Here is a 14887-nt window from a genome sequence, read left to right as displayed (position 1 = left end):
TAGATCAATATCGCGTTCAGATTATTCTTACTTTCTTGTATCATCGGACCACTTGAACTCACGAGGCAGAAATTACCTGCACTCTTAACAGAAGAACGTCTATGTCAGCGATGGATTTCAAAAAAAACACGGACCTCGATTTTCCTTCTTATGCCACCCCGGCTGTCAGCACTAAAGAAATCGACCTTTTGGGGCTGTTAGACATCCTGCTTGCCGCCAAAAAACGCATCATCGCAATTGCGTTCGCGTTTGCGCTGGCCGGACTGGCGATTGCCTTTTTACTGCCGCAGAAATGGACCAGTAAAGCGGTGATCACGCCTGCCGAACAGACGCAGTGGAACCCGCTGCGCCAGATGATGGTGGCACTCCAGGTTTTGGATGTGGACGTAAAAGTGTCCCGTGATGAAGTGTTTGGACTGTTTATCAAAAAGTTTCAGTCGCAGTCATTGCTTGAAGAGTATATGAAATCCTCCCCTTACGTTATGTCACAGCTTGAGGGGACAAACGTGGATCCGCTGGAGCTGCATCGTGCGGTGGTCAATATCTCTGAGAAGATGAAAGCGATTGATAACACTCAGGTAAAAGACGCGGATAAAGCGCCTTACGTCTCCTGGACGCTCAGCTTTACCGCCCCCACGGCGGGAGATGCGCAAACCGTTCTGGAAGGGTATATCAAGTATATTGCCGCGATTGTCGAGCAAGAGATCATGCTGAATATCCGTAACCAGCTCGCCCTGAAAACGAAGGTGGTAGAGCAGCAGCTGGATCTGGATCGGGTGCGTCTGACCAATATTCACAACACCAATCTGCAGCGTCTTAACTATTCGCTGGAAGTGGCTAACGCGGCGGGTATTAAGAAACCTGTCTACAGCAACGGACAGGCCGTAAAAGACGATCCGGATTACTCCGTTGCCCTCGGCGCTGACGGTATCGCGCAGAAATTGCAGATTGAGAAAAATCTTAAGGATGTGTCTGAGCTGAATGCAGACTTCCAGAACCGTGAATATTATCTGGCGCAGCTGAAAAAACTCTCCGTTGAAGACGTTAAACTGGAACCCTTCAAGTATCAGCTTTCACCTTCCATGCCGGTGAAAAAAGATGGCCCGGGGAAAGCGCTGATTGTCATGCTGGCGGGGATCCTGGGTGGGCTGTTCGCCTGCGGTAGCGTGCTGCTTCGTGAAGCGATGCTTAGCCGTAACCCGCTGCCAGAGCCGGTAGCGGAATAACTGACGCAGAGAAAAAGGGCGCTGAAATCAGCGCCCTTTTTTATTGCAGAAAATCTTCCCGTACGGGGGTAAAGGTATCCAGCAGGGTGCCGGGTTGAAGACATACGCAGCCGTGCATGACATGCGGCGCTTTGTAGAGCGTATCGCCGGCCCTGACAATATGCTTCTCTTCACCAATGGTGAATTCGAACTCACCGGACAGCACATAGGTTAGCTGTTCATGCGGATGGCTATGCATCGGGCCAATCGCGCCCTGGGCGAAATTCACTTCAACCGCCATCATCTTACCGCTATGGGCCAGGATCCGACGGGTTACGCCGTTACCCAGATCGTCAAGCGTGGTCTCGTTGTGGAAAATAAACATGCCTTCCCTCATTATAAAATGAAATATTGTTTCATTTAATTTATATCACCTCTTTTTAAAAAGAAACGGCGCGACAAAGAACTGGAAACGCGATCACAAGTTTGCTTCACTGAGATAAACAGAGAAGGAGGGATAATGAAAACAATCGGCCTGCTGGGTGGCATGAGCTGGGAATCGACCATTCCCTACTATCGTTTAATTAATGAAGGGGTGAAGCAGCGCCTCGGGGGACTGCATTCTGCCAGTCTGCTGCTGCACAGCGTGGACTTCCATGAGATCGAAGCGTGCCAGTCGAGCGGTGAATGGGACAAAGCCGGAGAGATACTGGCGCAGGCGGCACTCGGGCTTCAGCGTGCCGGTGCCGAAGGGATTTTGCTCTGTACCAACACGATGCATAAAGTCGCTTCGCACATTGAAGCGCGTTGCCCGCTGCCGTTTTTGCATATTGCGGATGCGACCGGGCGCGCGATTGGCGCGGCGGGGATGCGTCGCGTGGCGCTGCTGGGTACGCGCTACACCATGGAGCAGGATTTTTACCGTGGCCGGTTGAGCAGTGAGTTTGGTATCGAAAGTCTGATCCCGGATGACGCCGACCGGGCGCGCATTAATCAGATTATTTTTGATGAGCTTTGCCTCGGCACCTTCAGTGAGTCTTCCCGGACGTATTACGTCAGCGTGATTGAACAACTTGCCCGGCAGGGGGCAGAAGGGGTGATCTTCGGCTGTACCGAGATCGGCCTGCTGGTACCGGCTGAGCGAAGCGCGATCCCGGTATTCGACACTGCCGCCATTCACGCTGCCGATGCCGTTGAGTTTATGCTGTCATAACGGATTTTGCCGGTCAGGTAAGCGAAGCGCCACCTCACGCGCATGCTCAATCAAATGCCCGGTAAAGGCATCTACCAGTGCCGACGCCGGGCGATGCAGGGGGCGGATCAGGCTGACGGTAAACGGGACGGAGAGGCTAAACGGGCGAATCACAATCTCGCTCCCGGCATAGTCCAGTGCCGTAAGCGGGTTAACCACGGCTACGCCTACCCCGGCACGTACCATCGCGCATATTGAGGCCGCGCTGTGCGTTTCCACCACCATCCGGCGTTTTACCTGATGTTCGGCAAACAGCGTGTCCAGCAGTTGTCGATAGCTGTCGGTCTGCGACAGGCTAATGTAATTTTCCCCGTGGAAATCAGCGGGGGTCAGCATTGCTTTACTGGCAAGCCGGTGCCCGGCAGGAAGCACGCAAACCTCATCCAGCGTGAGCAGTTCCGTGCGCTCCGTACCTGCGGGGGTAGTGAGGGTTTCGGTTAACCCCAGGTCGTGACGCTGCGCTGAAAGCCACTCTTCCAGTAGCGGAGATTCCTGCGGCACGATAGTGAGACTGACCTCCGGATAGCGGGCCAGAAAAGGCTGCAGCAGCATCGGTAAAAAGGATTGTGAAAAGACGGGCAGGCAGACAATCGACAGTTCGCCCTGACGAAACTCGCGCAGGCTTTCCGCCGCACTGACAATTCTGTCCAGCCCATACCACGAGCGCTGCACTTCCTCGAACAGACGCAGCCCTTGTACCGTTGGGTGCAGCCGGCCCCGGGTGCGTTCAAACAGTTTCAGTCCCAGCACTTTCTCGAACCGTGCCAGCTCGCGGCTTACCGTAGGCTGCGAGGTGTGCAGCATCTGCGCGGCTTCGGTGAGGTTGCCGGCGGTCATCACGGCGTGAAAAATCTCAATATGGCGTAAGTTGACGGCGGGCATAGGGCACCTGGAAGCGAAGGACTGTCCATATCATTTTTGCATAGACTCGCGATAAAACGATATTTTTTATTCTCTTTCTGCTGTGGCGTAATCATAAAAAAGATGACCACCCGGAGAAGACCATGCCACGCCCGCTTAACCAGACTGACACCGATTTAAATGCCGACAACCTGCTGCGCCTGCCTGCCGAGTTTGGCTGCCCGGTATGGGTCTACGATGCGCAAATCGTTCGCGAGAAGATTGCCGCGCTGCATCAGTTTGACGTGGTGCGTTTTGCCCAGAAGGCGTGCTCCAATATCCATATCCTGCGCCTGATGCGCGAGCAGGGCGTGAAGGTTGACTCCGTGTCGCTGGGTGAAATCGAGCGCGCGCTGGCGGCTGGCTTCGATCCTAAAACCGATCCTGACGCAATTGTCTTTACTGCGGATCTGATCGACGACGCGACGCTTGCCCGCGTGCATGAACTGCAGATCCCGGTTAATGCCGGGTCTGTGGATATGCTGGAACAGCTTGGACAGGTTTCTCCCGGCCACCGCGTCTGGCTACGTGTGAACCCCGGTTTTGGCCATGGTCACAGCCAGAAAACCAACACTGGCGGTGAAAACAGTAAACACGGCATCTGGTATGCCGATATGCCCGCCGCCCTTGAGGTATTACAGCGTTACAACCTGAAGCTGGTGGGCATTCATATGCACATTGGTTCGGGCGTGGATTACGGTCACCTGGAACAGGTGTGCGGCGCGATGGTGCGTCAGGTTATCGACTTTGGGCAGGATCTGGAGGCGATCTCCGCCGGTGGCGGCCTTTCGATTCCTTATCGTGAAGGGGAAGAGGCGATCGATACCGATCACTATTACGGCCTGTGGAGCGCCGCCCGCGACAAAGTTGCCGCGCATGTGGGGCATCCGGTGAAGCTCGAAATTGAACCGGGTCGTTTCCTGGTGGCGGAATCTGGCGTGCTGGTTGCTCAGGTGCGTAGCGTGAAAGAGATGGGATCGCGACACTTCGTGCTGATTGATGCGGGCTTTAATGACCTGATGCGTCCGTCCATGTATGGCAGCTACCACCATATTTCAGCGCTCGCCGCCGATGGCCGCGATTTAACCGACGCCCCACGTATTGATACGGTTGTCGCAGGCCCGCTGTGTGAATCGGGCGATGTCTTTACCCAGCAGGAAGGGGGTAAAGTAGAAACCCGCGCGCTGCCGGAGGTGAAACCCGGGGATTATCTGGTGCTGCACGATACCGGCGCTTATGGGGCGTCGATGTCTTCTAACTACAATAGCCGCCCGCTGCTGCCGGAAGTGCTGTTTGATAACGGCAAGGCGCGGCTGATCCGTCGCCGCCAGACCATTCAGGAGCTGCTGGCGCTGGAACTCGTCTGAGTAAAATATGGCCCCGTGGTTACCGAGTCGCGTAGTACTAGCGTACCGGTAAACGGCGGGATCGCTTCTACCGGCTGGTTTTTTGCCAGCCGGATCGCCTGGTCGATGGCCGTGACAATCATATTATCTATCGGCAGATAGACCGATGAGAGCGCAGGCTCCAGCCATTTTGCGCTGGGCGCATCGTCAAAGCCAAACAGTGAAATATCCTGCGGGATCTTCAGCCCTGCCTGGCGCAAGGCTTTGGAGGCTCCCAGCGCCATATCATCGTTACAGGCAAACAGGGCGCTAAACGGCACACCGTCAGCAATCAACTCCCTGCACAGTTCATACCCCCGCGTCATGCCCGCATCGCCGTACTTAATCCGGCGCTCATCCAGACGAATGCCGTGCTTTTCCAGCGCCTTACGGTAGCCCATCAGGCGGGCTTTACCGGTAGGGGTGTGGATAGGGACGGTAATACAGGCGATCTCCCGGTGGCCCTGGTTTATCAGGTAATCCACGGCCTTAAAGGCGGCATCCTGCTGTTCGAAGAAGACGCAGCGATCGGGAGCCTGGCTGACTTCCCGGTTGATGACCACCAGCGGGGTTTGCACGGAGTGGATCAACTTCATGATCGCTTTTTCGCTCATGTAGCGCGTGTAGAGCACAATGGCGTCACACTTGCGATCGGCCAGCATCTGTACCGCCTGTTCTTCCTGTTCCGGCGCGTCATGACCATCGGTGACGATCAGCTGCTTCCCGTGCGTTTCGGTCTGCCGGGAGGCCTGCTGAAGGAGGCGGCCAAAGTAAAAGCCATCGAAGGTCGAGACCACCAGACCAATGCTGTTGCTGGTCTGGTTAGCCAGCGAACGCGCGAGAAAATTCGGGCGATACCCCAGCTCTTCCATTGCCGCGAACACCTGCTGACGCGTGCTCTCTTTGACCTGACCTGTGCCGTTCAGCACGCGCGATACCGTGGCTTTTGATACACCTGCGCGCAGTGAGACATCCAGCATTGTTGCCATTAGACATTCCTGATTCCACGTAACGATCTGCAGTTTAACACAGACCATCCGGCGCATAAGCGACGCGGGAAGGGCAAAACGCCCATCACGATCACGCTTTTCAGTAACGATCCAACATAACCGAAGAAATTGCTGCAATTGGTATACCAAATTGGTCATAAATCACGATCTGGAATACCGCTGGTGGTGTTGAGAGCTTAATCACAGAACCATTACCCTCATAAAGCTATTTTTGGTATGCCAATAGTATCCGGCTGTACACCTTATCCAATAAAAGCCCTTTTACTGAGGTAATACCCTATGGCATTGCAGGAAAAACTGATCGACGCTCTGGGCAGTTTCGCCACTAAATTCAACAGCTATCGCTATATCATGGCGATCAAGTCAGCCTTCATTACCTTAATGCCGGTCATCATCGTTGGGGCGTTCTCTGTGCTGATCTCCAATATGGTGCTGGATCCGAAAAACGGCCTGGCGAGCTTCTCGTCGCTGTCGTTCCTCGCCGCGCTAAAGCCGATCACCAGCGCGCTGAATTACGCCACGCTGAACTTCCTCAACATTGGCGCGGTATTCCTGATTGGCATTGAGCTGGGGCGCATCAACGGTATCAAATCCCTTTTCCCGGGGCTGCTGGCGGTGATCTGTTTTATTTGCGTGACGCCCACCACCGTGGAGATGCTGGTGGATGGCGAAATGCACGTGGTGAAAGATGTGCTGCTGCGCCAGTTCTCAGATACCCGCAGCCTGTTCCTCGGCATGTTTATCGCCATTCTGTCCGTTGAAATCTACTGCTGGCTGGAGAACCGCCCGGGGCTGAAGATCCGAATGCCGGACACCGTGCCGCCTAACGTGGCCGCGTCGTTCTCCGCGCTGATCCCGGCGATTATTACCACCACTGCCATTGCCACGCTGGGGTTTGTGTTTCATCAGATCACCGGGATGTATCTCTACGACGCGGTGTATCAGGTGGTGCAACAGCCGCTGGAGCGGGTGGTGCAAAGTCTGCCTGGGATCCTGCTGCTGATGTTCGTTGCACAGCTTTTCTGGGTGATTGGTATCCACGGCAACCAGATGATCAAGCCGATCCGCGAGCCGCTGCTGCTGGGGGCGATCACCGTCAACATGAGCGCGTTTGAGCAGGGTAAAGAGGTGCCGAACATCATCACCATGCCGTTCTGGGATGTATATATGAGCATTGGTGGTTCGGGCCTGACTATCGGCCTGCTGATCGCGGTGATGATTGCCACCAAACGCAAAGAGATGAAAGAGATCGCCAAGCTTTCCATCGGCCCGGGGATTTTTAATATCAACGAGCCGGTGATCTTCGGTATGCCAATCATGCTTAACCCGATCCTCGCCATTCCCTTCATTATCACTCCACTGGTGACGGGCTCCATCGGTTACTTCGCCACCGTGACCGGGTTTGCCGGTAAAGCGGTGGTGATGGTGCCGTGGACGACGCCGCCGCTGATCAACGCCTGGCTCTCTACGGCAGGTTCGATGGGGGCGGTGATCACCCAGCTAATCTGCATTGTGACTGCCGTCATTATCTATCTGCCGTTTGTGAAAATCGCTTCACGCCGCGCAGAGCAGGCCGCGCTGCAGCAGGCCACTGACAACCCGTGAGGATGCGATGAGCACAAAACAGATAGCCATACCGCAGGATTTTATTCTCGGCGCGGCCGCATCGGCCTGGCAGACCGAAGGCTGGAGCGGTAAAAAGCCGGGGCAGGATTCATGGATCGATCTATGGTACAAGAATGACCGTCACGTCTGGCACAACGGCTATGGCCCGGCGGTGGCGACCGATTTTATCAATCGTTTTCGCGAGGATGTGGCCCTGATGAAGCAGGCGGGGCTGACGCACTACCGCACCTCGATCAACTGGTCACGCTTTTTAACCGACTACGAAAACGCGACGGTGGATGAAGAGTACGCTGCCTACTACGACGCGCTGTTCGATGAGATGCACCGTCAGGGCATTGAGCCGATGATCTGCCTCGAACATTACGAACTGCCGGGCGTGCTGCTGGATACCTACGGCGGCTGGGCGTCAAAGCATGTGGTTGAGCTGTTTGTCCGCTATGCGGAAAAGGTCTTTGCACGCTACCACGGAAAAGTGACCCGCTGGTTTACCTTCAACGAGCCGATTGTCGTCCAGACCCGCGTGTTTCTGGACGCGCTGCGTTGGCCATATGAGCAGAACACCGGCACGTGGATGCAGTGGAATCACCATAAGGTGCTGGCGACGGCAAAGGTGGTGAAGCTGTTTCGCGAGAAAGGCCATCGCGGTTCTGTGGGCTGTATTCTCAACCCGGAGGTGACCTATCCCCGCTCCCGCGCACCGCATGACGTGCGGGCCGCTGAGATGTATGACCTGTTCTACAACCGTCTCTTCCTCGACCCCCTGGTGCACGGGCGCTATCCCGCAGAGCTTTTTACCCTGCTGGAGCAGCATCAGGTTGAGTGGGAGTACACCGCGGACGAGCTGGCGCTGATTGCGGATAACACCGTCGACGAACTGGGGATTAACCTCTACTACCCGCACCGTGTGAAGGCACCTTCCCGCGCCTGGCATCCGGACACGCCATTCCACCCGGCATACTACTACGAGCCGTTTGAACTGCCGGGGCGGCGCATGAACCGCTCCCGCGGCTGGGAGATCTACCCGCGCATTATTTACGACATGGCGATGCGGATTAAAAAAGACTATCGCAATATCGACTGGTTCGTGGCGGAAAGCGGAATGGGAGTGGAAAACGAAGCGCAATTTCGCAATCGCGATGGGATTATCGACGACACTTACCGCATCGATTTCATCAGCGAACACCTCTACTACACACTGCTGGCGCGGGAGGAGGGGGCGAACTGCCATGGCTATATGCTGTGGGCATTTACCGACAACGTCTCACCGATGAACGCGTTTAAAAACCGCTACGGGTTGATTGAGATCGATCTGGATAACCAGCGTGCCAGACGAGCAAAAAAATCAGCCTCCTGGTTCCGGCAGCTACGCGATACGCGGAGGCTCACGCTTCAGGTTGATGATGAATGGAAGTAGGCGAAAAGCATGCCGGTTCTGGTAAAATAGCGCACAAACTGGCCGGGAGGACGCCCGGTCTGCGCATTAACTGAAAAAACAGGTGAAAACGTGGATAAGGCTGTCATCCTGCCGGAAAAAAAACAGTACCAGGAAATTGGCGAGGATTTACGGGCGCAGATTATCCAGGGGCACTATCCCGTTGGTTCGCGCCTTCCTCCTGAGCGCAATATTGCCGAGAAGTACGGCGTAAGCCGCACCATCGTGCGCGAGGCCTTACTGATGCTGGAGTTGCAGGGCACGGTGGATATTCGCCAGGGCTCCGGTGTTTATGTGATGCGCATCCCCGAAGAGCATGAAAACGAAGAAGAGCGTTTTCTCAATAGCGACGTGGGGCCGTTTGAGATTTTACAGGCCCGTCAGCTCCTCGAAAGCAATATTGCCGCGTTTGCCGCCAAAATGGCGACCCGTGCAGACATCGACAATCTGCGCCGTATTATCGAGCAGGAGCAACGCGCGATTGCCGCCGACGATAATAGTCAGGACAACAATAAGATGTTCCATCTGGTCCTGGCGGGCGCGACGCAAAATCAGATGCTGCTGGCGACGGTGGAGAGTATCTGGCATCACATGGACAGCAGTCCGCTGTGGCAGCAGTTTAATGGCCACATCGCCAGCCGCGCGTACCGCCTGAAATGGCTGGGTGACCGGCAAACCATCCTGGCCGCGCTGCGCCGCCGTGACGTCATGGGCGCCTGGCAGGCAATGTTCCAGCATCTGGAAAACGTGAAAAAAAGCTTACTTGAACTCTCAGACGAAGACGCGCCGGACTTTGACGGCTATCTCTTTGAATCTGTGCCTATTTTCCAGGGGAAGCTGGTATGACTATTCTGCCGCTCTACGCCGCACCGCAGTATGCGGAGCAGGTGACCGACTGGATCTGGCAGGCCTTTGGCGACGGCCTGCCCCGGGCGTTTTTCCACAGTATTGTTGAGCACAGCCAGACGCCGGGCGCATTACCGCTGACCTTTATTGCCCTGGAGAACGAACAGCTTGTAGGCACCGTGGGGCTCTGGCGCTGCGATCTGATCACCCGACAGGATCTTTGCCCCTGGCTGGCAGCCCTGTATGTGGATGATGCGGCGCGAGGCAAGGGGCTGGCGGGGCTGCTGCAAAAGCATGTTATCCACTATGCCGCACAGGCCGGGTATGACACGTTGCATCTCTGGTCTGCCTGCCGTGACTTCTACGAACGTTACGGCTGGCAGTATATCGGCGATGCGCTGGAGTACCCGGACAAAACGGTACATCTCTATCGCTATTCGTCCGGGGCTTCGGCGGGTGCCCCAACAGAGTGACGGCGCACTAACGTTGGACTAAACAGGTGGGTGATTTCCGGTGGCTGACGCTGCTCGGCGAGTGCTAACGCCAGCTCGGCCGCCTGCGTGGCCATGGTGATAATGGGGTAGCGGACGGTGGTCAGGCGAGGGCGCACGTAGCGGGAGACCAGCACATCATCGAAGCCAATAAGGGAAATTTCTCCCGGTACCTCAATCCCGTTGTCATTTAACACCCCCATTGCCCCGGCTGCCATCGAGTCGTTATAGCTGGCGACAGCGGTGAAGTTCCTTCCACGTCCTAACAGCTCTGTCATTGCCTGTTCGCCGCCGCTCTCGTCGGGTTCACCGTAAGCCACCAGCCGGTCATTGCACGGCAGACCGTTTTCGCGCAGGGCATCGTAATACCCCTGCAGGCGATCTTCGGCATCGGAAATGGGGTGGTTTGAGCAGAGATAACCAATGCGGGTGTGACCCTGTTGAATCAGATGGCGGGTGGCAAGCCAGGCACCGTAGCGGTCGTCGAGCGCCACGCAGCGTTTCTCAAACCCGGGAATAATCCGGTTGATGATCACCATGCCGGGGATCTGCTTCATCAGATGAATGAGTTCGGCGTCGGGGATCATTTTGGCATGGACAACCAGCGCCGCGCAGCGGTGGCGGATCAGTTGCTCGATAGCCTGGCGTTCTTTTTGTTCATTGTGATAGCCATTGCCGATCAGCAAAAAATTCCCGGTCTGATAAGAAACCTGCTCAACCGCTTTCACCATGGCGCCGAAAAAGGGGTCAGAGACATCACCCACAACCAGCCCGATGGTTTCGGTTGACTGTTGAGCAAGCGCACGGGCGTTAGCATTAGGATGGTAGTTCAGAGATTCCATGGCGTTTTGCACCGCCTGGCGTGATGCGTCACTGGCTTTTGGGGAGTCGTTGATCACGCGCGACACGGTCGCGACGGAAACACCTGCCAGACGGGCCACATCCTTTATTGTCGCCATTCATTACCTTCTTAGTGGGGGTAAGCGTTTACACGCCAATAAGTGTTGCGGAAAAGCGCTGTGCATTCAAGGGGGGCGCACTTTCCCTCTCCACAAACGTGACGCAGCACAACCCCGGCGGTGTAATCGTTACACGGCCAGACATGTCGGAATAATGTCAATCTGAACCTTTAGTTACACTTTGCCTCAGGCTGTTGCGATTGTCCGATAGCGGGAAAGTAGACGACATTGATAAAGTTGAGATCCCAGAGGTATTGATTGGTGAGATTTCTTAGTACGGTTTCGTACTCATCTCTTGCACCAACCTGCGCGGATGCGCAGGTTTTTTTTCGCCTCTATTTTTGCTGTCGCTCCTGTACCACTTCTCGTGTAATCTGCCACCATTTACTTACCCTTCACACTGGCTGGCAAAGGGAGTTGAGATGCTTTTTGGGTTCTTTCGCACACTGTTCCGTATCCTCTTTCGCGTCCGTTTAACGGGCGATGCAACGGCGCTCCGCGGCGAGCGTGTACTTATCACACCAAACCATGTTTCCTTTATCGACGGCATCCTGCTGGCGCTGTTTCTGCCTGTGCGCCCGGTGTTTGCGGTCTATACCTCTATTAGTCAGCAGTGGTACATGCGCTGGCTCACCCCGCTGATTGATTTTGTGCCGCTCGACCCGACAAAACCGATGATGATTAAACATCTGGTACGTCTGGTTGAGCAGGGACGTCCGGTGGTGATTTTCCCGGAAGGGCGGATCTCGGTCACCGGCTCGCTGATGAAAATCTACGACGGGGCAGGGTTTGTGGCGGCGAAGTCAAAAGCGACCGTTGTGCCACTGCGTATTGAAGGGGCGGAGCTCACCCATTTCAGTCGTCTGAAAGGGTTAGTGAAGCAGCGCCTGTTCCCGAAAATTACCCTGCATATTCTGCCGCCAACCTCATTACCGATGCCCGACGCGCCGCGTGCGCGCGACCGCCGTAAAATCGCCGGTGAAATGCTGCACCAGATCATGATGGAAGCGCGGATGGCCGTCCGCCCGCGCGAAACGCTCTATGAATCTCTGCTGTCGGCGCAGTACCGCTATGGCGCGAAGAAAAACTGCATTGAAGACATTAACTTTACCCCGGACACCTATCGCAAGCTGCTGACCAAAACCCTGTTCGTGGGACGTATTCTTGAGAAATACAGCCAGAAAGGCGAGAAGATTGGCCTGATGCTGCCTAACGCCGGGATCAGCGCGGCGGTGATTTTTGGTGCGGTTTCCCGGGGCCGTATCCCGGCGATGATGAACTACACGGCGGGCGTAAAAGGGCTGACCAGCGCCATCACCGCGGCTCAAATCAATACCGTTTTCACCTCGCGCCAGTTCCTCGATAAAGGCAAGCTGTGGCACCTGCCGGAGCAGCTGACGCAGGTACGCTGGGTCTTCCTGGAAGATCTGAAAGCGGATGTGACGACGGGTGACAAGCTGTGGATTTTCGCTCACCTGCTGATGCCGCGTCTGGCCCAGGTCAAACAGCAGCCGGAAGATGACGCCATTATCCTCTTTACTTCTGGCTCAGAGGGAAACCCGAAAGGGGTGGTTCACAGTCACAAGAGCATTCTGGCAAACGTGGAGCAGATTAAAAGTATTGCTGACTTTACCGCCAATGACCGGTTCATGTCGGCGCTGCCGCTGTTCCACTCCTTTGGTCTGACAGTGGGGCTTTTTACCCCGCTGTTGACCGGTGCCGAAGTGTTCCTTTACCCAAGCCCGCTCCATTATCGCATTGTGCCGGAGCTGGTGTATGACCGTAACTGCACCGTGCTGTTTGGCACCTCAACCTTCCTCGGTAATTACGCGCGCTTTGCCAATCCGTATGACTTTTACCGCGTGCGCTATGTGGTGGCCGGGGCGGAAAAACTGCAGGAGAGCACGCGCCAGATTTGGCAGGACAAGTTTGGTCTGCGCATTCTTGAAGGCTATGGCGTTACCGAATGCGCGCCGGTGGTCTCGATCAACGTGCCGATGGCGGCGAAGCCGGGGACGGTGGGCCGTATTCTGCCGGGAATGGATGCGCGTCTGCTGGCGGTACCTGGCATTGAGGACGGTGGCCGTCTGCAGCTCAAGGGGCCAAACGTCATGAACGGTTATCTGCGCGTGGAAAATCCGGGCGTGCTGGAAGTGCCGACGGCGGAAAACGTCAATGGCGAGAGTGAGACGGGCTGGTATGACACCGGAGATATTGTCCGTTTCGATGAACAGGGCTTCGTGCAGATCCAGGGCCGGGCTAAACGCTTCGCCAAAATTGCGGGTGAGATGGTCTCGCTGGAGATGGTTGAGCAACTGGCGACAGCGGTATCCGCTGACAAGCTGCATGCTACGGTTGTGAAGAGCGATGCCAGCAAAGGCGAAGCACTGGTGTTGTTCACCACAGACAGCGAACTGAAACGCGACCGGTTGCTACAGCATGCGCGTGAACATGGCATTCCTGAGCTGGCGGTACCGCGCGATATTCGTTACCTGAAGCAGCTTCCGGTGCTGGGCAGCGGGAAGCCTGATTTCGTGACCCTGAAGGGCATGGTTGACGAGGCGGAACAGCAAAATGCGTGAGTCAGTACACACTAACACTTCCCTCTGGTCGAAGGGCATGATGGCGGTCATTGCCGCCCAGTTTCTCTCTGCCTTCGGTGACAATGCGTTACTGTTTGCCACCCTGGCATTGCTGAAGGCCGAGTTTTATCCGGACTGGAGCCAGCCCATCCTGCAGATGGTGTTTGTGGGTGCTTACATTATTTTCGCTCCGTTTGTCGGACAGGTGGCGGACAGCTTCCCGAAAGGCCGGGTGATGATGTTTGCGAACGGCCTTAAACTGCTGGGCGCCGCCAGTATTTGTTTTGGTATCAACCCGTTTATCGGCTACACGCTGGTGGGCATTGGCGCAGCGGCGTACTCCCCGGCGAAGTATGGCATCCTGGGGGAACTCACGACCGGCGATAAGCTGGTGAAAGCCAACGGGCTGATGGAGTCCTCTACCATTGCGGCGATCCTGCTCGGCTCTGTCGCAGGGGGCGTGCTGGCGGACTGGCATGTGCTGGCGGCGCTGAGCGTGTGTGCAGTGGTGTATGGCGGGGCGGTGGTAGCCAACCTGTTTATTCCAAAATTGCCGGTGGCTCGCCCGGGGCAATCCTGGCGCTTTGCGCCTATGACAGGCAGTTTCTTCAACGCCTGCCGCGTACTGTGGCGTAACGGTGAAACGCGCTTCTCCCTGATGGGCACCAGCATGTTCTGGGGCGCAGGCGTCACGCTGCGTTTCCTGCTGGTGCTGTGGGTGCCGGTGGCGCTGGGGATTACTGACAATGCGACACCGACTTATCTTAACGCAATGGTGGCGATTGGGATTGTCGTTGGGGCTGGCGCGGCGGCGAAGCTGGTGACGCTTGAGACCGTTGCACGCTGCATGCCTGCGGGGATCCTGATTGGCGTGGTGGTGCTTATCTTCTCGCTGCAGCACGCCTTGCTACCCGCCTACGCGCTGCTTGTCCTGATTGGTATTCTGGGGGGCTTTTTCGTTGTGCCGCTCAATGCGCTGTTGCAGGAGCGCGGCAAGCAGACCGTCGGCGCAGGGAATGCCATTGCGGTGCAAAACCTCGGTGAAAACCTGGCGATGCTGTTAATGCTGGGGCTCTATTCGCTGGCCGTTAAAGTCGGTGTGCCGGTGGTGGGGATTGGCGTAGGATTCGGTGCGCTGTTTGCGCTGGCGATTACCGGATTATGGATCTGGCAGCGTCGCCGTTGATCTGTGACCCTCA

General features: G+C 56.1%; 13 protein-coding genes. 9 read left to right on the top strand and 4 right to left on the bottom strand.

The features are described from left to right. Window positions 1-101 precede the first annotated feature (101 nt). Window positions 102-1226: an LPS O-antigen length regulator Wzz(fepE) gene (gene wzz(fepE) / locus ACQG2G_RS17575; protein ID WP_013098569.1), complete on the top strand. Its 1125-nt coding sequence runs from the start codon at window positions 102-104 to the stop codon at window positions 1224-1226. 40 nt (window positions 1227-1266) lie between these two features. Here wzz(fepE) and ACQG2G_RS17570 read toward each other — a convergent pair whose 3' ends face one another. After that, a complete protein-coding gene (locus ACQG2G_RS17570; RefSeq protein WP_013098568.1) occupies window positions 1267-1590 on the bottom strand; it encodes a cupin domain-containing protein in 324 nt (107 codons plus the stop codon). Window positions 1591-1725: 135 nt separating this feature from the next. Here ACQG2G_RS17570 and ACQG2G_RS17565 point away from each other — a divergent pair, with 135 nt between their 5' ends. Next, window positions 1726-2418, top strand: a complete 693-nt coding sequence (locus ACQG2G_RS17565) for an aspartate/glutamate racemase (RefSeq protein WP_038983872.1) — start codon at window positions 1726-1728, stop codon at window positions 2416-2418. Here the strand turns inward: ACQG2G_RS17565 and ACQG2G_RS17560 are convergent. Continuing rightward, window positions 2413-3339 (bottom strand): LysR family transcriptional regulator, encoded by a 927-nt coding sequence (locus tag ACQG2G_RS17560; RefSeq protein WP_038983870.1) that lies wholly within the window; start codon window positions 3337-3339, stop codon window positions 2413-2415. The genes ACQG2G_RS17565 and ACQG2G_RS17560 overlap by 6 nt on opposite strands. A 122-nt stretch (window positions 3340-3461) precedes the next feature. On the opposite strand from ACQG2G_RS17560, the gene lysA reads away from it, so the two are divergent. Next, a complete protein-coding gene (gene lysA / locus ACQG2G_RS17555) occupies window positions 3462-4724 on the top strand; it encodes a diaminopimelate decarboxylase (RefSeq protein WP_040021662.1) in 1263 nt (420 codons plus the stop codon). Here the strand turns inward: lysA and ACQG2G_RS17550 are convergent. Continuing rightward, window positions 4694-5731, bottom strand: a complete 1038-nt coding sequence (locus ACQG2G_RS17550; RefSeq protein WP_348595960.1) for a LacI family DNA-binding transcriptional regulator — start codon at window positions 5729-5731, stop codon at window positions 4694-4696. The genes lysA and ACQG2G_RS17550 overlap by 31 nt on opposite strands. A gap of 300 nt (window positions 5732-6031) precedes the next feature. On the opposite strand from ACQG2G_RS17550, the gene ACQG2G_RS17545 reads away from it, so the two are divergent. From ACQG2G_RS17545 to ACQG2G_RS17530, 4 genes are all read left to right on the top strand, one after another. Continuing rightward, entirely contained in the window at window positions 6032-7357 is a 1326-nt protein-coding gene (locus ACQG2G_RS17545) for a PTS sugar transporter subunit IIC (RefSeq protein ID WP_013098563.1), read from the top strand. A 7-nt stretch (window positions 7358-7364) separates the two neighbouring features. Next, on the top strand, window positions 7365-8792 hold the full coding sequence (locus tag ACQG2G_RS17540) for a glycoside hydrolase family 1 protein (RefSeq protein ID WP_061771864.1): 1428 nt from the start codon (window positions 7365-7367) through the stop codon (window positions 8790-8792). 90 nt (window positions 8793-8882) lie between these two features. Continuing rightward, on the top strand, window positions 8883-9656 hold the full coding sequence (locus ACQG2G_RS17535; protein WP_013098561.1) for a GntR family transcriptional regulator: 774 nt from the start codon (window positions 8883-8885) through the stop codon (window positions 9654-9656). After that, complete coding sequence (locus ACQG2G_RS17530) at window positions 9653-10129, top strand: GNAT family N-acetyltransferase (protein ID WP_040021659.1); 477 nt, start codon at window positions 9653-9655, stop codon at window positions 10127-10129. The genes ACQG2G_RS17535 and ACQG2G_RS17530 overlap by 4 nt, the downstream gene beginning before the upstream one ends. Here the strand turns inward: ACQG2G_RS17530 and galR are convergent. After that, window positions 10090-11106, bottom strand: a complete 1017-nt coding sequence (gene galR / locus ACQG2G_RS17525; RefSeq protein WP_013098559.1) for an HTH-type transcriptional regulator GalR — start codon at window positions 11104-11106, stop codon at window positions 10090-10092. The two genes, ACQG2G_RS17530 and galR, sit on opposite strands and share 40 nt — an antisense overlap. Window positions 11107-11528: 422 nt before the next feature. Between galR and aas the strand changes: the two genes are divergently transcribed. Continuing rightward, entirely contained in the window at window positions 11529-13688 is a 2160-nt protein-coding gene (gene aas / locus ACQG2G_RS17520) for a bifunctional acyl-ACP--phospholipid O-acyltransferase/long-chain-fatty-acid--ACP ligase (RefSeq protein ID WP_038420521.1), read from the top strand. Further along, window positions 13681-14874: a lysophospholipid transporter LplT gene (gene lplT / locus ACQG2G_RS17515; RefSeq protein ID WP_061771866.1), complete on the top strand. Its 1194-nt coding sequence runs from the start codon at window positions 13681-13683 to the stop codon at window positions 14872-14874. Before aas ends, lplT begins: the two co-directional genes overlap by 8 nt. Window positions 14875-14887: the final 13 nt, after the last annotated feature.

Source organism: Enterobacter cloacae complex sp. 382A5 (genome assembly GCF_050031095.1).
Taxonomy (GTDB): domain Bacteria; phylum Pseudomonadota; class Gammaproteobacteria; order Enterobacterales; family Enterobacteriaceae; genus Enterobacter; species Enterobacter cloacae.
The sequence above is the reverse complement of the archived record's forward strand: the minus strand, read 5'-3'. Positions and strand labels throughout refer to the sequence as shown.